The organism is Fervidicola ferrireducens (genome assembly GCF_001562425.1).
In the GTDB taxonomy this organism is placed as follows: Bacteria; Bacillota; Thermosediminibacteria; order Thermosediminibacterales; family Thermosediminibacteraceae; genus Fervidicola; species Fervidicola ferrireducens.
This window is the reverse complement of record NZ_LOED01000012.1, coordinates 22789-38478: the sequence shown is the minus strand read 5'-3', so window position 1 is coordinate 38478 and position 15690 is coordinate 22789. Positions and strand designations below refer to the sequence as shown.

Here is a 15690-nt window from a genome sequence, read left to right as displayed (position 1 = left end):
TCCCTAATTTTTGCCGTTCAGGTGGCTGTAGAAAACGAGCCTGTTTTTACCTTTTGCTTTAGCCGCGTACATGGCCGCATCTGCAAATTCTATGATCTCCTCCATACTTAACGGGCGGTCATCCGGATACACCGCTGCACCAATGCTAGCGGTAATTTTAATCCTGGCTTCTGTAAAAACCCCCTCCTCTATTCGTTTTCTTACCCTTTCCAGGGGCTTTTTAGCACCGCTACTTTCCGTTTCCGGCAGCAATATGAGGAATTCTTCGCCCCCATACCTCATAACCACGTCCTTGTCCCTGAGGCAAGCTTTTATAACAGTACTTACTTCCTTCAACAGTTCGTCTCCGATCACATGGCCGTATCTATCATTGATATCTTTGAAATTGTCTATATCAAGCATGGCCACTGTAAGAGGTGTTTTTGTCATACTTGCATTCGACCAAAGTTTCGAGAGAATTCTATCAATTGCTAGCCTATTGTAAAGACCTGTCAGAGGATCTCTTTCGACACTCTCCTTAAGAGTGAGGAGCAAGGCATCCGTTGCTATGAGTATCTGGGCCAAAAATTCTGTAGCTCTCTCAATGTAGATCCACTGGACCACATCGTTATCCTGCTTTATATTAAGAACTTCTTTTAGAACTTGATTATGAATGTCCAGAATATTTGCGGCCTGGGCTGAAGACTCGTCCAGCAATTTTATAAGGCGCTGGTATGCCTCAAACAGTACCTCATCTTGCCCACCTTTTAGAAGGTATTCTGAAAGGTAATTCTTGTACTCCATCACAAAGCTCTTAAGATTTTTCACTTGCCCTATTCCCCCTTTGCCACCAGTGCGGTAGCATCATCTTCTTTTATACTGAACTCCGTCACTATCTTTAAAGCGGCGTCTCTGGCACTTAGCGTTCTGATCCATACTATGTCTGGCGTCGGAATAAACTGATTCTTTATTCCATCCGTGCACACTACCAATGTGGAATAAATCAGCGACACAGGTTCTCTAAATATTTTCGGGCTGGCCTGCATCCTCCCGACGACACCGCCTACTCCCATTATTCTCCTAGCAGACCAAGCATCGACAAGCCAGGCCTTTATATTGCCCACGTTTATGTATTCTATCATAGATTCAGAAACCAGAGCAACAAAAGCGGCACAGCCGCGGGTATCTCGTAAAAGCCCCTGAAGATCCGCATATATCTTCTCTATTTTCTCCTCCGCTGAATTCTTAACGTAAAACTCTATAAGTTTCGCAACTTCGTGCGCCCTTCTGCCGTGGCCCAAGACATCCGCGACAAATAACATATATTTCTCGCCCATCTTCTTCCATAAGCACACATCTCCGCTCTCTTCCTCCAGATAATGCGGCTTTGATGCCGTTCCGACTTGCAAAATAAAATTCTTCCCCTTTTGCTTTGAAGGCTTGAAGGTAGCCTTTACTCTTGTACCTCCGCCGGGTTTTCGCTCGATTTCAAGTTCATTGCTGCTTTTTTTCACCACTTCAAGGCCTATACCAAGTCCACCGGATAGCTTATCTTCGCTGCTATCCCCCACAATCTTTCCTATATCTTCGGCCACGATGCGAAGACCATCCTCAGTAAGTTCTACCTCTATGAAGCCCTTTTTGCCGTATTTCAAAATATTAGTGGCCAATTCTTTGGCCACGAGCAAGGTTGAGGGTATGTCCAGGTTAATTTTTTTCAAAAATTTCTTCAGGCGGTATTCGAGAATAAAAAGATCGGCTTCAACAGCAATATCAACCTTCAGCCTCTCTGTCAAAACGCGCGCCTCCTTTTTTCCACGATAACAGCCGTTCCCTTCCCAACTTCAGACTCGATATGAAAACTGTCCATCAGCCTTCTGATCCCTGCAAGGCCCAGCCCCAGGCTTCTTTCTGAAGTCGTATATCCTCCGCTTACCGCAAGTTCCACATTTTCTATCCCAGGTCCCTTGTCGCACGCTAAAATCTCTATGGTTGTCGCCTTCTCTGGACCTGCTTCTTTCTTTCTAATGTAAATGTACCCTTCCTTTGCATACCTGTAAATATTTCTTGCCAGCTCCGAGACGGCCGTGGCTATTTTAGTGACATCCGCCAGAGAAAAATTCATTTTCTGTGCAAAATTTTTTGCCATCTGCCTGGACACCGCTATATCGCTTTCATCTTTTATCTTCAGCACTATGTCGTAGTCCTGGGGATTTACTTCTATCACCCGGTATCACTCCCCCAACGCAAAAGCATTGAAAAAGCGCCGCTTACTCCAGCTCATCCAGAATATCTATAGCATCCTCAAGGCTCCGGGCAGTGATTATGTCTTTCAACCTGATGCCCATCTGGGCTAGCGTAAGCGCTACCTGCGGCTGAATCCCGCATAAAACAGTATGGCATCCCATAGCTTTAGCCATACCGGCCGTCTCCGAAAGGACAAAAGATATGTAGCTGTCGATTACATCTACCATGCTGACATCGATTATTATACCCCGGACGTCATTCTCGTGTATCTCGTGGAGTATCTGCATCTGCAGCCTCTCAACCGTATTATCATCAAGTTCGATCTGTATTGGGACAAGCAAGTAATCATAAAGCTTTATAGTCGGCACTACCTTACTCTTCATCGCCGTCCCCTCTTTTTCGGCTATGTTTTCTGTCGCTTTTGTCAGGCGCTATACCAATCGCATACTTGAGGGCGCTTTCCAAGTCCCTCTTTATAATTACCATGTTGAAATCGACGCCCAGTTTTACAAGGGTATGGGCTATCTCCGGCTTTATTCCCGTCAGAATCACATCGCTGCCGAGCAGCTTTATCGCGTTAAACATTTCTATTAAAAATCCTCCGACAATGGTATCGATCATCGGCACACCCGTCACATCCACGATCACCATCTTTGCCCTGGTGCTTGCTGTTTTTTCAAGAAGTTTTTCGGCCATGTTCTGGGCTCTGTGGCTGTCAAGGGTACCAATAAGAGGCACGAGAAGTATATCCTGCCAGATCCTTATTATGGGAGTCGCAAGTTCGGCGAGTATGTCCCCCAGTTCTCTGATGCGTGTCTCTTTTTCTTTTTTCGACTCATCCAATACTTCAACTACGACTTTTAAAATTTCCGCAAGAGGAAATCCTTCTATTTTTTCGTTCAAAAACTCAAATCCTTTCAACAAAGCACTTGAATTAACGACATTCATGAGACTTTTTAGCGGTTCTTTAATTTTTTCCTTCATGTCCGCGTTTTCGGAAGCATCCGCAAGATTAACCAAAAAATCCTCCCATTCTTTTTTTATCCCATCCTCTCCTGCCAGTCCTTCTAAAAGCCCTTCCAAATTATAAATTATGGCCTCTTTCACGATAATACCACCCCTTCCAAATATAAACTAGAAAAGTCATGTTAATCCCACAAACTATTATAATACATAAATATGCGAGAGCAATAAAGTGCTTTTAAGTTCTCTTTATCCGTTAGCTCGAGAAAATAGGACAAAAAAATACCCGGACCGATAAGCCCGGCTACTTTTACTTCTATCATCCCAAAACTTTCTTTAGAAAATGCCCCGTGTAAGACTTCTCGTTGGCGGCCACATCTTCCGGAGTCCCCTGGGCAACGATCTCGCCTCCCGCATCTCCTCCTTCCGGACCGAGGTCTATTACATAATCGGCGGTTTTTATCACATCAAGGTTGTGCTCGATAACTATTACCGTGCTTCCCCCATCCACCAACCGGTGAAGTACATCCAAAAGCTTTTTTATATCCGCCGGATGTAGTCCCGTGGTGGGCTCGTCCAGTATATACACCGTGCCACCGTTGTTCTTCCTCGAAAGCTCGGCAGCAAGCTTTACTCTCTGGGCTTCGCCTCCCGACAGCGTAGTGGAAGACTGTCCTAACTTGATGTACCCCAGCCCCACATCCCGTAATGTCTCCAGCTTACGCCTTATTTTGGGAATGTTTTGGAAAAATTCCAGTGCTTCGTCCACCGTCATATCGAGCACATCGGCGATACTCTTTCCCTTGTACTTTACTTCTAAGGTTTCCCGGTTATAGCGCTTGCCCTTGCATACCTCGCATGGGACGTAAACATCTGCCAGAAAATGCATTTCTATCTTTATTATTCCATCTCCCTTACATGCTTCGCACCGACCGCCTTTTACGTTAAAGCTAAACCTGCCCGGTTTGTATCCCCTCATCCTGGCCTCTGGGGTTAGCGAAAAGACCTCCCGGATATCGTTAAAAACTCCGGTGTATGTGGCAGGATTGGACCTCGGCGTCCTGCCTATTGGCGACTGATCTATGTTTATTACCTTTTCCACGTATTCTACGCCTTCTATGCCATCGAAGTCGCCGGGCCTTGTCTTTACGCCTGATAGCTTTTCCTTCAAAGCTTTGTACAGGATCTCGTTCACAAGGGTGCTCTTTCCGGAACCCGAAACCCCCGTCACGCAGGTAAAAAGCCCCACCGGAAATTTCACGTCTATATCTTTAAGGTTGTGCTCTCGGCAGCCCCTGAGCACTATCCACCGGCCGTCGGGCTTTCTCCTTTCCGGTGGCACAGGTATTTTAAGTTTTCCGCTTAGGAACTTTCCGGTCAGGGACTCCTCGCATTTTTCTATAACTTCCACTGGTCCTGCCGCAACAACCCTACCGCCGTGCTCTCCCGCACCGGGGCCGATATCTATGATATAATCGGCGGCCCTCATGGTATCCTCGTCGTGCTCCACCACCAGCACCGTATTTCCCAGGTCCCTAAGTTCCTTTAAGGTTCTTATAAGGCGCTCGTTGTCCCTTTGGTGCAACCCTATGCTGGGCTCGTCGAGTATATATAAAACTCCTACTAATCTCGAGCCTATTTGGGTGGCAAGCCTTATTCTTTGTGATTCGCCGCCGGAAAGCGTCCCGGCAGGTCTGTCCAACGTCAAGTAATCGAGGCCCACGTCTATTAAAAATTGAAGTCTGTTTTTTATTTCCTTTAATACTTGCTGGGCTATAATTCTTTCCTTCTCGGTAAGCTCAAGTTCGCTGAAAAACTTCATGGCATCCCTTATGGAAAGTGCCGTCACCTCGGCTATGGAAAGGCCTCCCACCTTTACCGCAAGGCTTTCAGGCTTTAGCCTTGCCCCCTTGCAGGCGGGGCAAGGCCTTGTGCTCATAAACTGTTCGATTTCTTCCCGAGACCATTCGGAATCGGTTTCCTCGTATCGCCGCTTTAAATTATTGATAACGCCTTCGAAATATCCCCGGTAGTGCCTTGTGCTGCCGTAACGGCTTTCGTAGTAAAAGTCTATTATCTCGTCGGAACCATATAGCAAAATGTCTATCATGCGCTCGTCCATCTTCTCGAGAGGAGTTTCCACATCGTAGCCATAGTGCTCCAGCACCGCCTGTAGCATCTGGAAATAATACCCGTCGGCGCTGCTGCTCCAAGGCACTATAGCACCTTCGGCCACAGACTTTGACCTATCAGGTATTACAAGGTCCGGATCGATTTCCATGTTCACCCCGAGTCCGCTGCAGGCCGGGCAGGCACCGTAGGGGCTGTTAAATGAAAACATCCTAGGCGACAGTTCCTCTAAGCTGATGCCGCAGTCCGGGCAGGCAAAATTCTGCGAGAAAAGTAATTCTCTTTCCCCGATGACATCTATTATCACAAGCCCCCCCGACCTTGCAAGGGCCGTTTCTATTGAATCCGCAAGTCTTGATTCCACGCCGGGCCGCACAATAATCCTGTCCACTATGATTTCGATATTGTGCTTTTTATTTTTATCGAGTTTTATTTCTTCTCCAACTTCCACGATTTCACCGTCTATCCGAACCCGCATGAAGCCGTCCTTTTTTATATTTTCCAGAAGCTTCTGGTGTTCGCCCTTCCTGCCCCGCACCACCGGTGAAAGCACCTGTATCTTAGTGCCTTCAGGCAGTTCCATCACCGCGTCCACTATCTGGTCGACGGTCTGCTGGGATATCTCCCTGCCGCAGCGCGGGCAGTGGGGCCGGCCTATCCTTGCATAAAGCAATCTCAAGTAGTCGTAGATTTCGGTAACCGTCCCCACGGTGGAACGGGGGTTTTTGCTGGTGGTCTTCTGGTCAATTGAAATAGCCGGGGATAGACCTTCTATATAGTCCACGTCTGGTTTGTCCATCTGGCCCAGAAACTGGCGGGCGTAGGCCGACAGCGACTCTACGTAGCGCCTTTGCCCTTCGGCGTAAATTGTATCAAAGGCCAGAGTGGATTTGCCTGACCCGGAAATACCCGTTATCACAACCAGCTTGTCCCTGGGTATCTCCACATCGATGTTCTTTAAGTTGTGCTCCCTTGCTCCTTTAACTATTATTTTATCCTTTGACATGAATATCACTACCCTCTCTCACGACGCTGAAAGCCTGGGCTTTGATTTCCAGTATGATATCGCGAAGCTGGGCCGCCTTTTCGAATTCCAGATTCCGCGCCGCCTCTCTCATCTCTTTTTCCAGCTTTTCAACGTAGGCTTTCAGTTCCTTTTTGGTCATCTTGGCAAGGTCCTTATCAGGCAGGAAGTCTTCTTTTTTGTCCACTTCCTTAGTGGCCTCGATGAGCTCCCTTATGCCCTTTTTGACCGTGGTGGGCACTATGCCGTGCTTTTTGTTGTACTCCATCTGTATCTTTCGGCGGCGGTTGGTTTCGCTTATCGCTTTTGCCATTGACTCGGTTATGGTATCGGCGTACATTATTACGCGTCCTTCGGCGTTGCGAGCCGCGCGCCCGATAGTCTGAATCAGCGAGGTTTCCGAACGCAAAAATCCTTCCTTGTCGGCATCTAAAATTGCCACCAGAGAGACCTCAGGAAGGTCCAGGCCCTCCCTCAAGAGATTGACTCCAACAAGGCAGTCGAATTTTCCGAGCCTGAGGTCCCGCAATATCTCAAGCCTCTCCAAGGTATTAATCTCAGAATGCAGGTATTTTACCTTGATTCCGGATTCTCTCAAATAGTCGCAAAGGTCCTCGGCCATCTTTTTCGTCAGGGTGGTAACCAGGACTCTCTGGTCCTTTTCAGCCCTCTTTCTTATCTCGCCGATGAGGTCGTCTATCTGCCCCTTTGTGGGCCTCACCTCCACTTCAGGGTCCAAAAGCCCGGTAGGCCTTATGATTTGTTCGACCACCTGAGAGCTCTTTTCAAGCTCGTAGGGGCCCGGCGTGGCTGAAAGAAATATGACCTGGTTTATCCTTTCCTCGAATTCCTCAAAGGTCAGAGGCCGGTTGTCGAAGGCCGAAGGAAGCCTGAAGCCGTGTTCCACCAAGGCTTCCTTGCGGGAGCGGTCCCCCGCGTACATGGCCCTTAGCTGGGGAATCGTAACGTGGGATTCATCTATAATTATCAGGTAATCTTCCGGGAAATAATCAAGGAGAGTAAAGGGCGGCTCTCCCGGTTTTCTCCCCGTAAGGTGTCTGGAGTAATTTTCAATCCCCTTGCAGTATCCGGTCTCACGAAGCATTTCAATATCGTAGTTCGTGCGCTGCTCGAGCCTTGCCGCTTCAAGGAGCTTCCCTTTAGCCTTCAGTTCCGCCACCCGCTCTTCAAGCTCCTGCTGTATGGACTTTATGGCAGCTTCCAGCTTGTCTTTCGGAGTTACGTAGTGGGACGCAGGGAAAATCGAAACGTGGTTTCTTTCCCCGATAACTTCGCCGGTGAGGGTGTCAAACTCGGTTATCCTCTCGATTTCGTCGCCGAAAAACTCCACCCTTATGGCCCTTTCGGTGAAAGAAGCGGGATATATTTCAAGGATGTCGCCGCGCACACGGAAAGTGTTGCGGGTAAAATCGTAATCGTTTCTCGTGTACTGAATTTCTACCAGCCTGCGGATGACTTCGTCCCTTTCCTTTACCATTCCGGGCCTTAAAGATATAACCTGGTTTTCGTAATCCACCGGAGAACCCAGGCTGTATATGCAGGAAACGCTAGCGACTATGATAACGTCCCGCCGTTCGAACAATGCCGCCGTGGCCGAGTGGCGGAGCTTATCAATCTCGTCGTTTATGGATGCGTCCTTTTCGATGTAGGTGTCGGTCTGGGGGATGTACGCCTCGGGCTGGTAATAGTCATAGTAGCTGACAAAATATTCCACAGCGTTATTGGGAAAAAACTCCTTGAGCTCGCTGCAAAGTTGACCCGCCAAGGTCTTATTGTGAGCTATGACCAGAGTCGGCTTTTGGACCTTTTCTATTATGTGAGCGATGGTAAAAGTTTTGCCGGTGCCAGTAGCCCCGAGAAGCGTTTGGAATTTATATCCCTTTTTTATACCTTCGGACAACTGTGCGATTGCTTTGGGCTGGTCGCCTTTCGGAGTAAAGCTTGAAACTACCCGAAACTCCCCCATGGCAATACCACCTTCTTTACCTGTTTCACCCTAAAATTATACCATACATGGACTTATAAAAAAAGAAAGCCCCGAATTTTTGTTTGGGCTTAAGATGTGACGGCAAACTGGCTTTTATATAGCTCTGCATAAAATCCACCTTTTTTTACCAGCTCTTCGTGCGTGCCTTTTTCGATTATCCTTCCGTTGTTTATCACCAAAATCATGTCGGCGTCCTTTACGGTGGAAAGGCGGTGGGCTATGACGAAGCTCGTCCTGCCTTTCATTAGGTTTTTCAAAGCCTTTTGGATGTATATTTCCGTTACCGTATCCACATTGCTCGTTGCCTCATCAAGGATCAGTATTTCCGGATTGGCTAAAAAAGCCCGGGCAATGGTTATAAGCTGCTTTTGTCCCTGGGAAATGTTTGATGCCTCTTCGTTTAAAACTGCATCGTAACCTCCCGGCAGGGTCTTTATGAAATGGTGGGCGTGGGCTGCTTTTGCCGCGTTTATAATTTCCTCCTCGGTGGCCCCTTCTTTGCCGTACGCGATGTTTTCCCGTATGGTCCCGCTGAAAAGCCAGGTGTCCTGCAGGACCATCCCGAATATTTTTCTCAAATTCTCCCTGGAAATATCCCTTATGTCCACGCCGTCCACGGTTATCCTTCCCTTTTTAATTTCATAAAACCGCATCAGAAGGTTTACTATGGTGGTTTTTCCGGCTCCCGTCGGACCCACGATGGCCACCTTCTGGCCGGGTTTTACCTCCACGTTCAGGTCTTCTATCAGGGGCACATCTTCCCTGTAACTGAAGCTCACGTTTTCGAATTTCACGCATCCTTTTACATCTTTCAGTACCAATTTAGGATTATCGGGGGTTTCTTCCTCCTCATCCAATATCTCAAAGACGCGCTCGGCGGAAGCGATGGTGGACTGGATGATGTTCGTAATGTTCGCTGTCTGGGTTATGGGGTGATTGAACTGCCTGGAATACTGGATGAAGGCCTGAACATCTCCTATTTCGAGAACCCTTCTAATTACAAAAATTCCTCCAGCAGCGCAGACTATCACGTATCCTATGTTGCTGATAAAGTTCATCAATGGCATTATGATTCCCGAGAGGAACTGGGCTCTCCACGACGCGTCGTAGAGTTTTTCATTCATTTCCACAAAAGCTCTTACGAAATCCCCTTCGCGGTTGAAGGCTTTAATCACGTTAAATCCGCCGTAGGTTTCCTCCACGTGACCGGTCAAATTGCCCAAAACAGCCTGCTGCTTTGAAAAAAGCCTCTGCGAGCGGGACGCTATGGACATCGTCGCCGCAATGCTCAGCGGCAGCGTCAATAATGTGATAAAGGTCAAAACCGGGCTTATCGCCAGCATCATCGCCACGATGCCCAAAAGAGTAACAACAGCGGATAAAAGCTGGAGGATACTTTGCTGCAGCGTAGTACTTATATTGTCTATGTCGTTTGTAATCCTGCTCAAAACATCGCCGTAGGTGCGGGAATCGAAAAATTTTAGAGGCAGTTTGGTAAGTTTTCCCATAACCTCGTTCCTGAGCGAAAAAACCATGCGCTGGGATACTACAGCCATCAAGTAATGCTGGATGTATGTGAAAAAAGCAGCCGATATGTAAAGTGCAGCCAAAAGTGTAAGTTTTTGCAATATATATCCGAAATCTATTTTTGAACCTAAGCCCGTCCTTTTAGCAACAACACCTTTGAAGAGTTCTGTTGTTATATCTCCCATTATTCTGGGTCCGAATACGTTGAACACATTGGCCAGCACAACTAGTACGAACACAATCGCAATTTGGAAAAAATAAGGCCTTAGATATTTCAGGAGTCTTTTCAAAGTACCCTTCAGGTCTTTTGGCTTTTCCGCGGGCCTCACCATGGGCGGTCCACCGACAAAGCCCCTTGGACCGGGCCGCCTCCCGTGGAACATGGGCCCTCGCGGTCCTATGCTCATGTGAATTCCTCCTCGGAAAGTTGAGATAACACTATCTCGCGGTATTCCCGGCAAGTCTTAAAAAGTTCCTCGTGTTTTCCTATTCCGGCTATCCTGCCGTCTTTCAGGACGATGATTTGGTCGGCGTCCATGACCGTGGCCACCCGTTGGGCAACCACCAAAACGGTGCTGTCTTTCGTCTCCTCCTTTATAGCAGCCCGCACTTTTGCGTCGGTTTTAAAATCAAGGGCGGAAAAACAGTCGTCGAAAAGGTAAATCCGTGACTTTTTCGCCACGGCCCGTGCGATTGAAAGGCGCTGTTTTTGACCGCCGGAAAGGTTTTTCCCTCCCTGGGAAATTACAGAATTATATCCGCCCTCCATATTTGAAATAAACTCGGAAGCCTGAGCTATCAAAGCCGCTCTTTCTACTTCTTCGCGGCGCAAATCTTTCCCGAACCTTATGTTCTCCTCAACGGTGCCCGAAAAGAGCACCACCCTTTGTGGCACATATCCTATTGCATCCCTTAATTTCCCCAGGGGCAAAAGCCTTATATCAATTCCGTCGATTAAAATACTGCCCGATGTTACATCGTAAAACCTCATTATGAGATTTAAAATCGTCGTCTTGCCGGCTCCGGTGCCTCCTATTATGGCGGTGACGCTGCCCGGTTCGGCTCTAAAAGATATTTCTTTTAAAACAGGCTCTGCCGAACCGGGATATTTAAAGGTAACATCCTTAAACTCTATAGTCCCTTTTATTTCTTCCGGTTCAAGGGGGTTTTCCGGTTCCTTTATCTCCGGCACCGTCTCGAGGACCTCAATTACCCTCGACGCGGAAGCGTACGCGCGCGGAAACATTACAAACGCCATGGACATCATCATCAGGGAGAACATCAAGTGCATTACGTATTGGATGAAGGCCATCAGGTCCCCAACCTGAAGGGTTCCTCGCTCAATCCTTATCCCCCCGAACCATAAAATGGCGATGATCGTAAAGTTTACGACAAGTGAGGTGGCCGGCATGAACCACGACATCAACCTGTTCACCTTAATGGAAGTTTCGGTCAGGTCCAGATTGGCCTTTTCAAACCTCTGCTTTTCGTATTCCGACCGGTTGAAGGCGCGAATCACCCTTATCCCTATGAGGTTTTCTCTGAGTATGAGATTCAACCTGTCTATTTTTTTCTGGATGGCTTCGAAAAGCGGCACCGACCTTCTATACAGGAAATAGACTATTCCAATGAGGAACGGCACTGTAACCAGCAAAACCAGCGAAAGCTTTGCATCCTTGTACACTGCCATTATCATGCTGCCTATCCCCATCAAAGGCGCCCTTGCCACCATCCTGAGCCCCATCACCGTCATCATTTGAATCTGGTTTACGTCATTCACCGTCCGGGTTATGAGCGATGCGGTGCCGAATTTATCGAATTCCGCAAGTGAAAAACTTCCCACATGTTTGAAGATGTCTTCCCGCAAATCCCTGCCGAATCCCACGGCGGCCTTCGAAGAAAGATAGCTTGCCAGGATGGCCGCAATAGTTCCCCCTAAAGCCACCAGCAGCATCATAATTCCCTTTCTCAATATGTATCCGACATCTTTATTTAGGATTCCCGTATCTACGATGTCTGCCATAAGATTGGGAAGGTAAAGTTCGGACACCGCCTGTAAAAATATCAAAAAAAGCGATGCAATAACGTAATTTTTATAAGGTTTGAGCCACTTTAAAAGCTTTTGCATGACTCCATCCCTTACCTTTCGAATTTGCGACAATAAAATTATAATACTATTAAAAAGCGGCGTAAATAAAAAAGGTGCACCGCCTTTTGGCGGTGCACCTTTTTTATTTTTTTTCGGACTTTAACGCCATATTTAAAAAGTAAAATAGTCCTCCCCATACGATAGTCAGCATCACTATCATAGTAATTATACTTCCGGGTCTCATTTTTTAGCTTTCACCCCTCTTTTTAGAAACGGCCTTTGCAATTTTTTCGTTAAGCATCAATATCACCGCAATGACTATGCCCCATTGCACAAACATGGTAGCGGGGCTGTAAACTTCAAAGGGATTCCACCAGGTTTCCGGATACCATGTGAATTGCTGGTATATCCACCAGCCGAAAATTATCGCAAAAAGAATGGGGAATATTCTTATGCAAAAGTCCCACCAGAGGCCGATTTTTATATCGGAAAATGGATTAATATCCTTCTTCCTTGCCCTCTCAAGCCCATATTTAATAAGGGCAAAGGCAACAAAAAGGCCACTTATCAATAGGGCTACACCCCACACCTGGTCCTGGTTGTTTAGAAAATCGATGTCCACTGCCGAAGGAAGCCCGCCGAGAAAGCTAAATAAGGCAACGGTGAAAGCCGCCTTTTTTCTCTCCCATCCGGCATCGATCAGGTTTCTTATTACTACTTCGTACATGGCATAAAGGGATGTCAAGGCTGCAAAAGCCATAGCCAGGAAAAACGCCGATGCAATCCACCTGCCACCCGGTAGCTCCGGGAAAAGCCTTGCAAGCCATATAAACGTAAGCCCTGTATTGCCCGAAGAAAGTATCTCTTCCACGTTTGCAGGAACGAGCGCAAAGATTGTCGGGATAATGGTCATGGCTGCTATAAAAGCTGCAGAAGTATCGGCAAGACCCGTTATAAAGCTGTTTACTGTCACATCTTCCTTTTCGCTGGTGTAGACCGCATACGTTATCATAAATCCCCAACCAGCACCAGTGGACCAGGCCGCCTGCGTGAAAGCCTCAAGCCACACTTTAGCGCTCGTTAATTTGCCAAAATCCGGATTGAAAAGGTAGTCAAGCCCTTTTGCAGCACCCGGAAGCGTAAGAGCCCTCACCATTCCTATAACCAACAGGGCAAAAAGGGAGGGAATCAATATTTTCGAAACCTTCTCGATTCCGCCTTCAACTCCTTTAAATACCACGTAAGTGCCCAAAGCTACCGAAATGAAGTGAAATAAGACTCCCTGCCCCGGATTATTTATAAAGCCTTCCCAGATGGCTTTAGTATCAGCACCCGGTCTTAAAACCCCTTCCAGGCTGAAAACGAAATACCGCAACGTCCAACCCATAGTTACCGAATAATAAGCACCAAGCGCAAAGCAAACAAAAGCTATCCACGCGCCCATCCAGGTATAGCGCTCGCCTATAAAGTCCCTAAAAGCGCCTATCGTGCCCTTCCTAGTCCTTCGTCCTATGGCGACCTCCGCCATCAGAAGGGGAATGCACCAAACTAAAAGTGCTACAAGATACGCCACCAAAAAAGGTCCCCCACCGTTCGCCGTCGCTACCCTTGGAAAGCGCCACACATTTCCCGTTCCCACGGCTTGTCCCATCGCAGCAGCTATAAAACCGAACCGAGTTGCAAAGGATTCCCTTTTTGCCATCGGCTAACCTCCATTTTGAAAATTTCCTGGGGCCCTTATGCAGGGCCCCGCAAACAACTAGAGATATAGAGATATTTTATTTATTTTTCTTCCGAACCTCTCATGGCCGACCTTAACATCGTAATTGCCGTGTATATTATTACGAATACCACCAGCCATTTCAATAATGTAAGCGGCATTGACTTCACGAGATACGCTGCCACAAACACTCCCAAAGAACCGGCGATGGTAATCGCCACTGACGCTTTCCTGTCGTAAGCACCCTCCTGCACGAATTTTATCGAGGCCGCCGGCATTAAAAATGCGCACGAACCCATCATGATTGGAAAGGCCACCCTGGGGCTCATGCCTAGAGCATAAACCAAAGCCATGCATGGTGCGTAAAGCCCGATGCCGATTGTCATCAATGCACCCAATATAAAGTTACCCAAAACGCCTATAACCAGCTTCGTTCCGGTAAGTCCTATCGCCTCGCCGCCTACCGGCATCAGGTTGAATATTCCGGCGAGGAAAATCAAGGCCACTACCAGGAGCGCGATGCCCATTCCCATCTGTATTTTCTTTTCAGGAAGTTTGGATACTATTCCTGCGCCCATCACAGCACCTAATGTAGCCGAAGCCAGCATGGAGATGAGGGTTATCGGTTCGACTTTAATTACCGTTATGAAAATCAGCGCCTCCAAAACTACCGGTATCGTCATGCTCACGTTCAGTGTTCCTGGTATCAATCTATCCGGAACAAGCTTCATCAGCTTAAAAAAGGCCGTTGTGGGTGCAAAACTCCCTATTCCCAAAGTGTCAAAAAAGTTCACTATGAAACCTACGAGCGAAAGCTTTGCCCAACTCGCATCGGAAAAAGTGTGCTTGTTCTTTATGGTGTCTTTTACGAACACGTAAGAAAACCCAAGGGTTAAAAGTCCCAAAACCGACAGTACGGCCTGTGTCATAATTCCCCTCCTTGTAAATTTTTAAACGGCTATTCCGACTTGCAGCATTCACCTGAACCCTTGCTTCCCAGTAAAAATCCATATTTTACCGGGTCATCCGGGTCGATTACGAACTGGTTAAATCCCGTTATATAAGCGTTTCCGGTTATCTCCGGAATTACGGCATCGAAAGGTCCGACCTTGGTGGCTCCGATTAACCTCCCTTTAAATACGGTACCTATTATGCTCTCGTACAGGAAGTCCTGCCCCAGGGCAAGTTTGCCTTTGGCATAAAGAGTAGCCATTTTGGCACAGGTGCCTGTACCGCAGGGAGACCGGTCTGCCTGACCATCGCCGAAAATTACCACATTTTTAAGGTGCGCCTTCGGGTTTTCCGTCTCATCGTAAATCTCCACAAGGTCTATGGTTTTTATGTGTTCCTTTTCGGGATGCTGAACTTTAATTTGCTCATTAGCCGCCCTCTTTATGGCCATTCCGGCTTTTATCAAGTCATCCACATTGGAAGGCTCAATTTTTATACCGAGCTGTTTTGCATCTACTATAGCAAAAAAGCTTCCGCCAAACGCAATATCAGCGGTAATTTGCCCAAGCTCTGGCACGTCTATCTTCACATCCGCTTCGTAAAGGAAGGCCGGTACATTCCTGACAGTTACCGACTTTACAACGTTATCCTCCACCTCTGCCCTTGCCTCTACAAGTCCAGCAGGTGTGTCCAATTTGACGTGGGTTACCGGAGTTACGGCCTTTACCATGCCTGTTTCAATCGCAACCGTAACTGCGCCTATAGACCCGTGGCCGCACATGTTGAGGTATCCGCCGCCGTCCATGAAAATTATGCCAAAATCCGCTTCCTGATTTACAGGTGCCGTAATTATAGAACCGAACATGTCTCTGTGGCCCCTCGGCTCGTGCATCAATGCCGTTCTTATGTGGTCCATGTTTTTCTCGAGATATTCTTTTTTCTCGGCCATGGTCTTCCCCGGTATGTGCGGAATTCCTCCCACCACCACCCGGGTCGGTTCACCCATGGTGTGGGAATCCACCGCGATTATGAGCCTGCCGAATCTCATATTT

At 47.5% G+C, this 15690-nt stretch carries 13 protein-coding genes; all 13 read right to left on the bottom strand.

What is annotated here, in order from left to right; genetic code table 11:
• Positions 1-3: 3 nt before the first annotated feature.
• The 13 genes from AN618_RS06005 to AN618_RS05950 all read right to left on the bottom strand — a co-directional run bounded on the left by AN618_RS06005 (position 4) and on the right by AN618_RS05950 (position 15686).
• Positions 4-807, bottom strand: coding sequence for a GGDEF domain-containing protein (locus tag AN618_RS06005; protein ID WP_066353168.1), 804 nt, complete (start codon positions 805-807; stop codon positions 4-6).
• Positions 808-812: 5 nt separating this feature from the next.
• A complete protein-coding gene (locus AN618_RS06000; RefSeq protein ID WP_066353167.1) occupies positions 813-1775 on the bottom strand; it encodes an ATP-binding protein in 963 nt (320 codons plus the stop codon).
• A complete protein-coding gene (locus tag AN618_RS05995; RefSeq protein ID WP_066353166.1) occupies positions 1772-2206 on the bottom strand; it encodes an anti-sigma regulatory factor in 435 nt (144 codons plus the stop codon). Before AN618_RS05995 ends, AN618_RS06000 begins: the two co-directional genes overlap by 4 nt.
• 43 nt (positions 2207-2249) lie before the next feature.
• Positions 2250-2609, bottom strand: a complete 360-nt coding sequence (locus AN618_RS05990) for an STAS domain-containing protein (protein WP_066353164.1) — start codon at positions 2607-2609, stop codon at positions 2250-2252.
• Positions 2599-3333 (bottom strand): STAS domain-containing protein, encoded by a 735-nt coding sequence (locus AN618_RS05985; protein WP_066353163.1) that lies wholly within the window; start codon positions 3331-3333, stop codon positions 2599-2601. The genes AN618_RS05990 and AN618_RS05985 overlap by 11 nt, the downstream gene beginning before the upstream one ends.
• 175 nt (positions 3334-3508) lie before the next feature.
• A complete protein-coding gene (gene uvrA, locus AN618_RS05980; RefSeq protein ID WP_066353162.1) occupies positions 3509-6325 on the bottom strand; it encodes an excinuclease ABC subunit UvrA in 2817 nt (938 codons plus the stop codon).
• Complete coding sequence (uvrB, locus tag AN618_RS05975; RefSeq protein ID WP_066353160.1) at positions 6312-8330, bottom strand: excinuclease ABC subunit UvrB; 2019 nt, start codon at positions 8328-8330, stop codon at positions 6312-6314. The genes uvrA and uvrB overlap by 14 nt, the downstream gene beginning before the upstream one ends.
• Positions 8331-8419: 89 nt before the next feature.
• A complete protein-coding gene (locus AN618_RS05970; RefSeq protein WP_157081643.1) occupies positions 8420-10285 on the bottom strand; it encodes an ABC transporter ATP-binding protein in 1866 nt (621 codons plus the stop codon).
• The gene (locus AN618_RS05965) at positions 10282-12006 is read right to left on the bottom strand and encodes an ABC transporter ATP-binding protein (RefSeq protein WP_066353159.1); all 1725 of its coding nucleotides are present in this window, start codon (positions 12004-12006) and stop codon (positions 10282-10284) included. The genes AN618_RS05970 and AN618_RS05965 overlap by 4 nt, the downstream gene beginning before the upstream one ends.
• A 103-nt stretch (positions 12007-12109) precedes the next feature.
• Entirely contained in the window at positions 12110-12211 is a 102-nt protein-coding gene (locus tag AN618_RS13970) for a MetS family NSS transporter small subunit (protein WP_157081642.1), read from the bottom strand.
• 3 nt (positions 12212-12214) lie between these two features.
• Complete coding sequence (locus AN618_RS05960; protein ID WP_066353158.1) at positions 12215-13669, bottom strand: sodium-dependent transporter; 1455 nt, start codon at positions 13667-13669, stop codon at positions 12215-12217.
• An 80-nt stretch (positions 13670-13749) separates the two neighbouring features.
• Positions 13750-14616: a sulfite exporter TauE/SafE family protein gene (locus tag AN618_RS05955; RefSeq protein ID WP_083515083.1), complete on the bottom strand. Its 867-nt coding sequence runs from the start codon at positions 14614-14616 to the stop codon at positions 13750-13752.
• Between the two features lie 29 nt (positions 14617-14645).
• Positions 14646-15686: a proline racemase gene (locus tag AN618_RS05950; RefSeq protein ID WP_066353156.1), complete on the bottom strand. Its 1041-nt coding sequence runs from the start codon at positions 15684-15686 to the stop codon at positions 14646-14648.
• Positions 15687-15690 lie beyond the last annotated feature (4 nt).

Coding starts and splice junctions, on each gene's coding strand:
- AN618_RS05990 (WP_066353164.1), bottom strand. CDS start 2,609: ATGAAGAGTAAGGTAGTGCCGACTATAAAGCTTTATGATTACTTGCTT.
- AN618_RS05970 (WP_157081643.1), bottom strand. CDS start 10,285: ATGAGCATAGGACCGCGAGGGCCCATGTTCCACGGGAGGCGGCCCGGT.
- uvrB (WP_066353160.1), bottom strand. CDS start 8,330: ATGGGGGAGTTTCGGGTAGTTTCAAGCTTTACTCCGAAAGGCGACCAG.
- AN618_RS13970 (WP_157081642.1), bottom strand. CDS start 12,211: ATGAGACCCGGAAGTATAATTACTATGATAGTGATGCTGACTATCGTA.
- AN618_RS05955 (WP_083515083.1), bottom strand. CDS start 14,616: ATGACACAGGCCGTACTGTCGGTTTTGGGACTTTTAACCCTTGGGTTT.
- AN618_RS05960 (WP_066353158.1), bottom strand. CDS start 13,669: ATGGCAAAAAGGGAATCCTTTGCAACTCGGTTCGGTTTTATAGCTGCT.
- AN618_RS05965 (WP_066353159.1), bottom strand. CDS start 12,006: ATGCAAAAGCTTTTAAAGTGGCTCAAACCTTATAAAAATTACGTTATT.
- AN618_RS05950 (WP_066353156.1), bottom strand. CDS start 15,686: ATGAGATTCGGCAGGCTCATAATCGCGGTGGATTCCCACACCATGGGT.
- uvrA (WP_066353162.1), bottom strand. CDS start 6,325: ATGTCAAAGGATAAAATAATAGTTAAAGGAGCAAGGGAGCACAACTTA.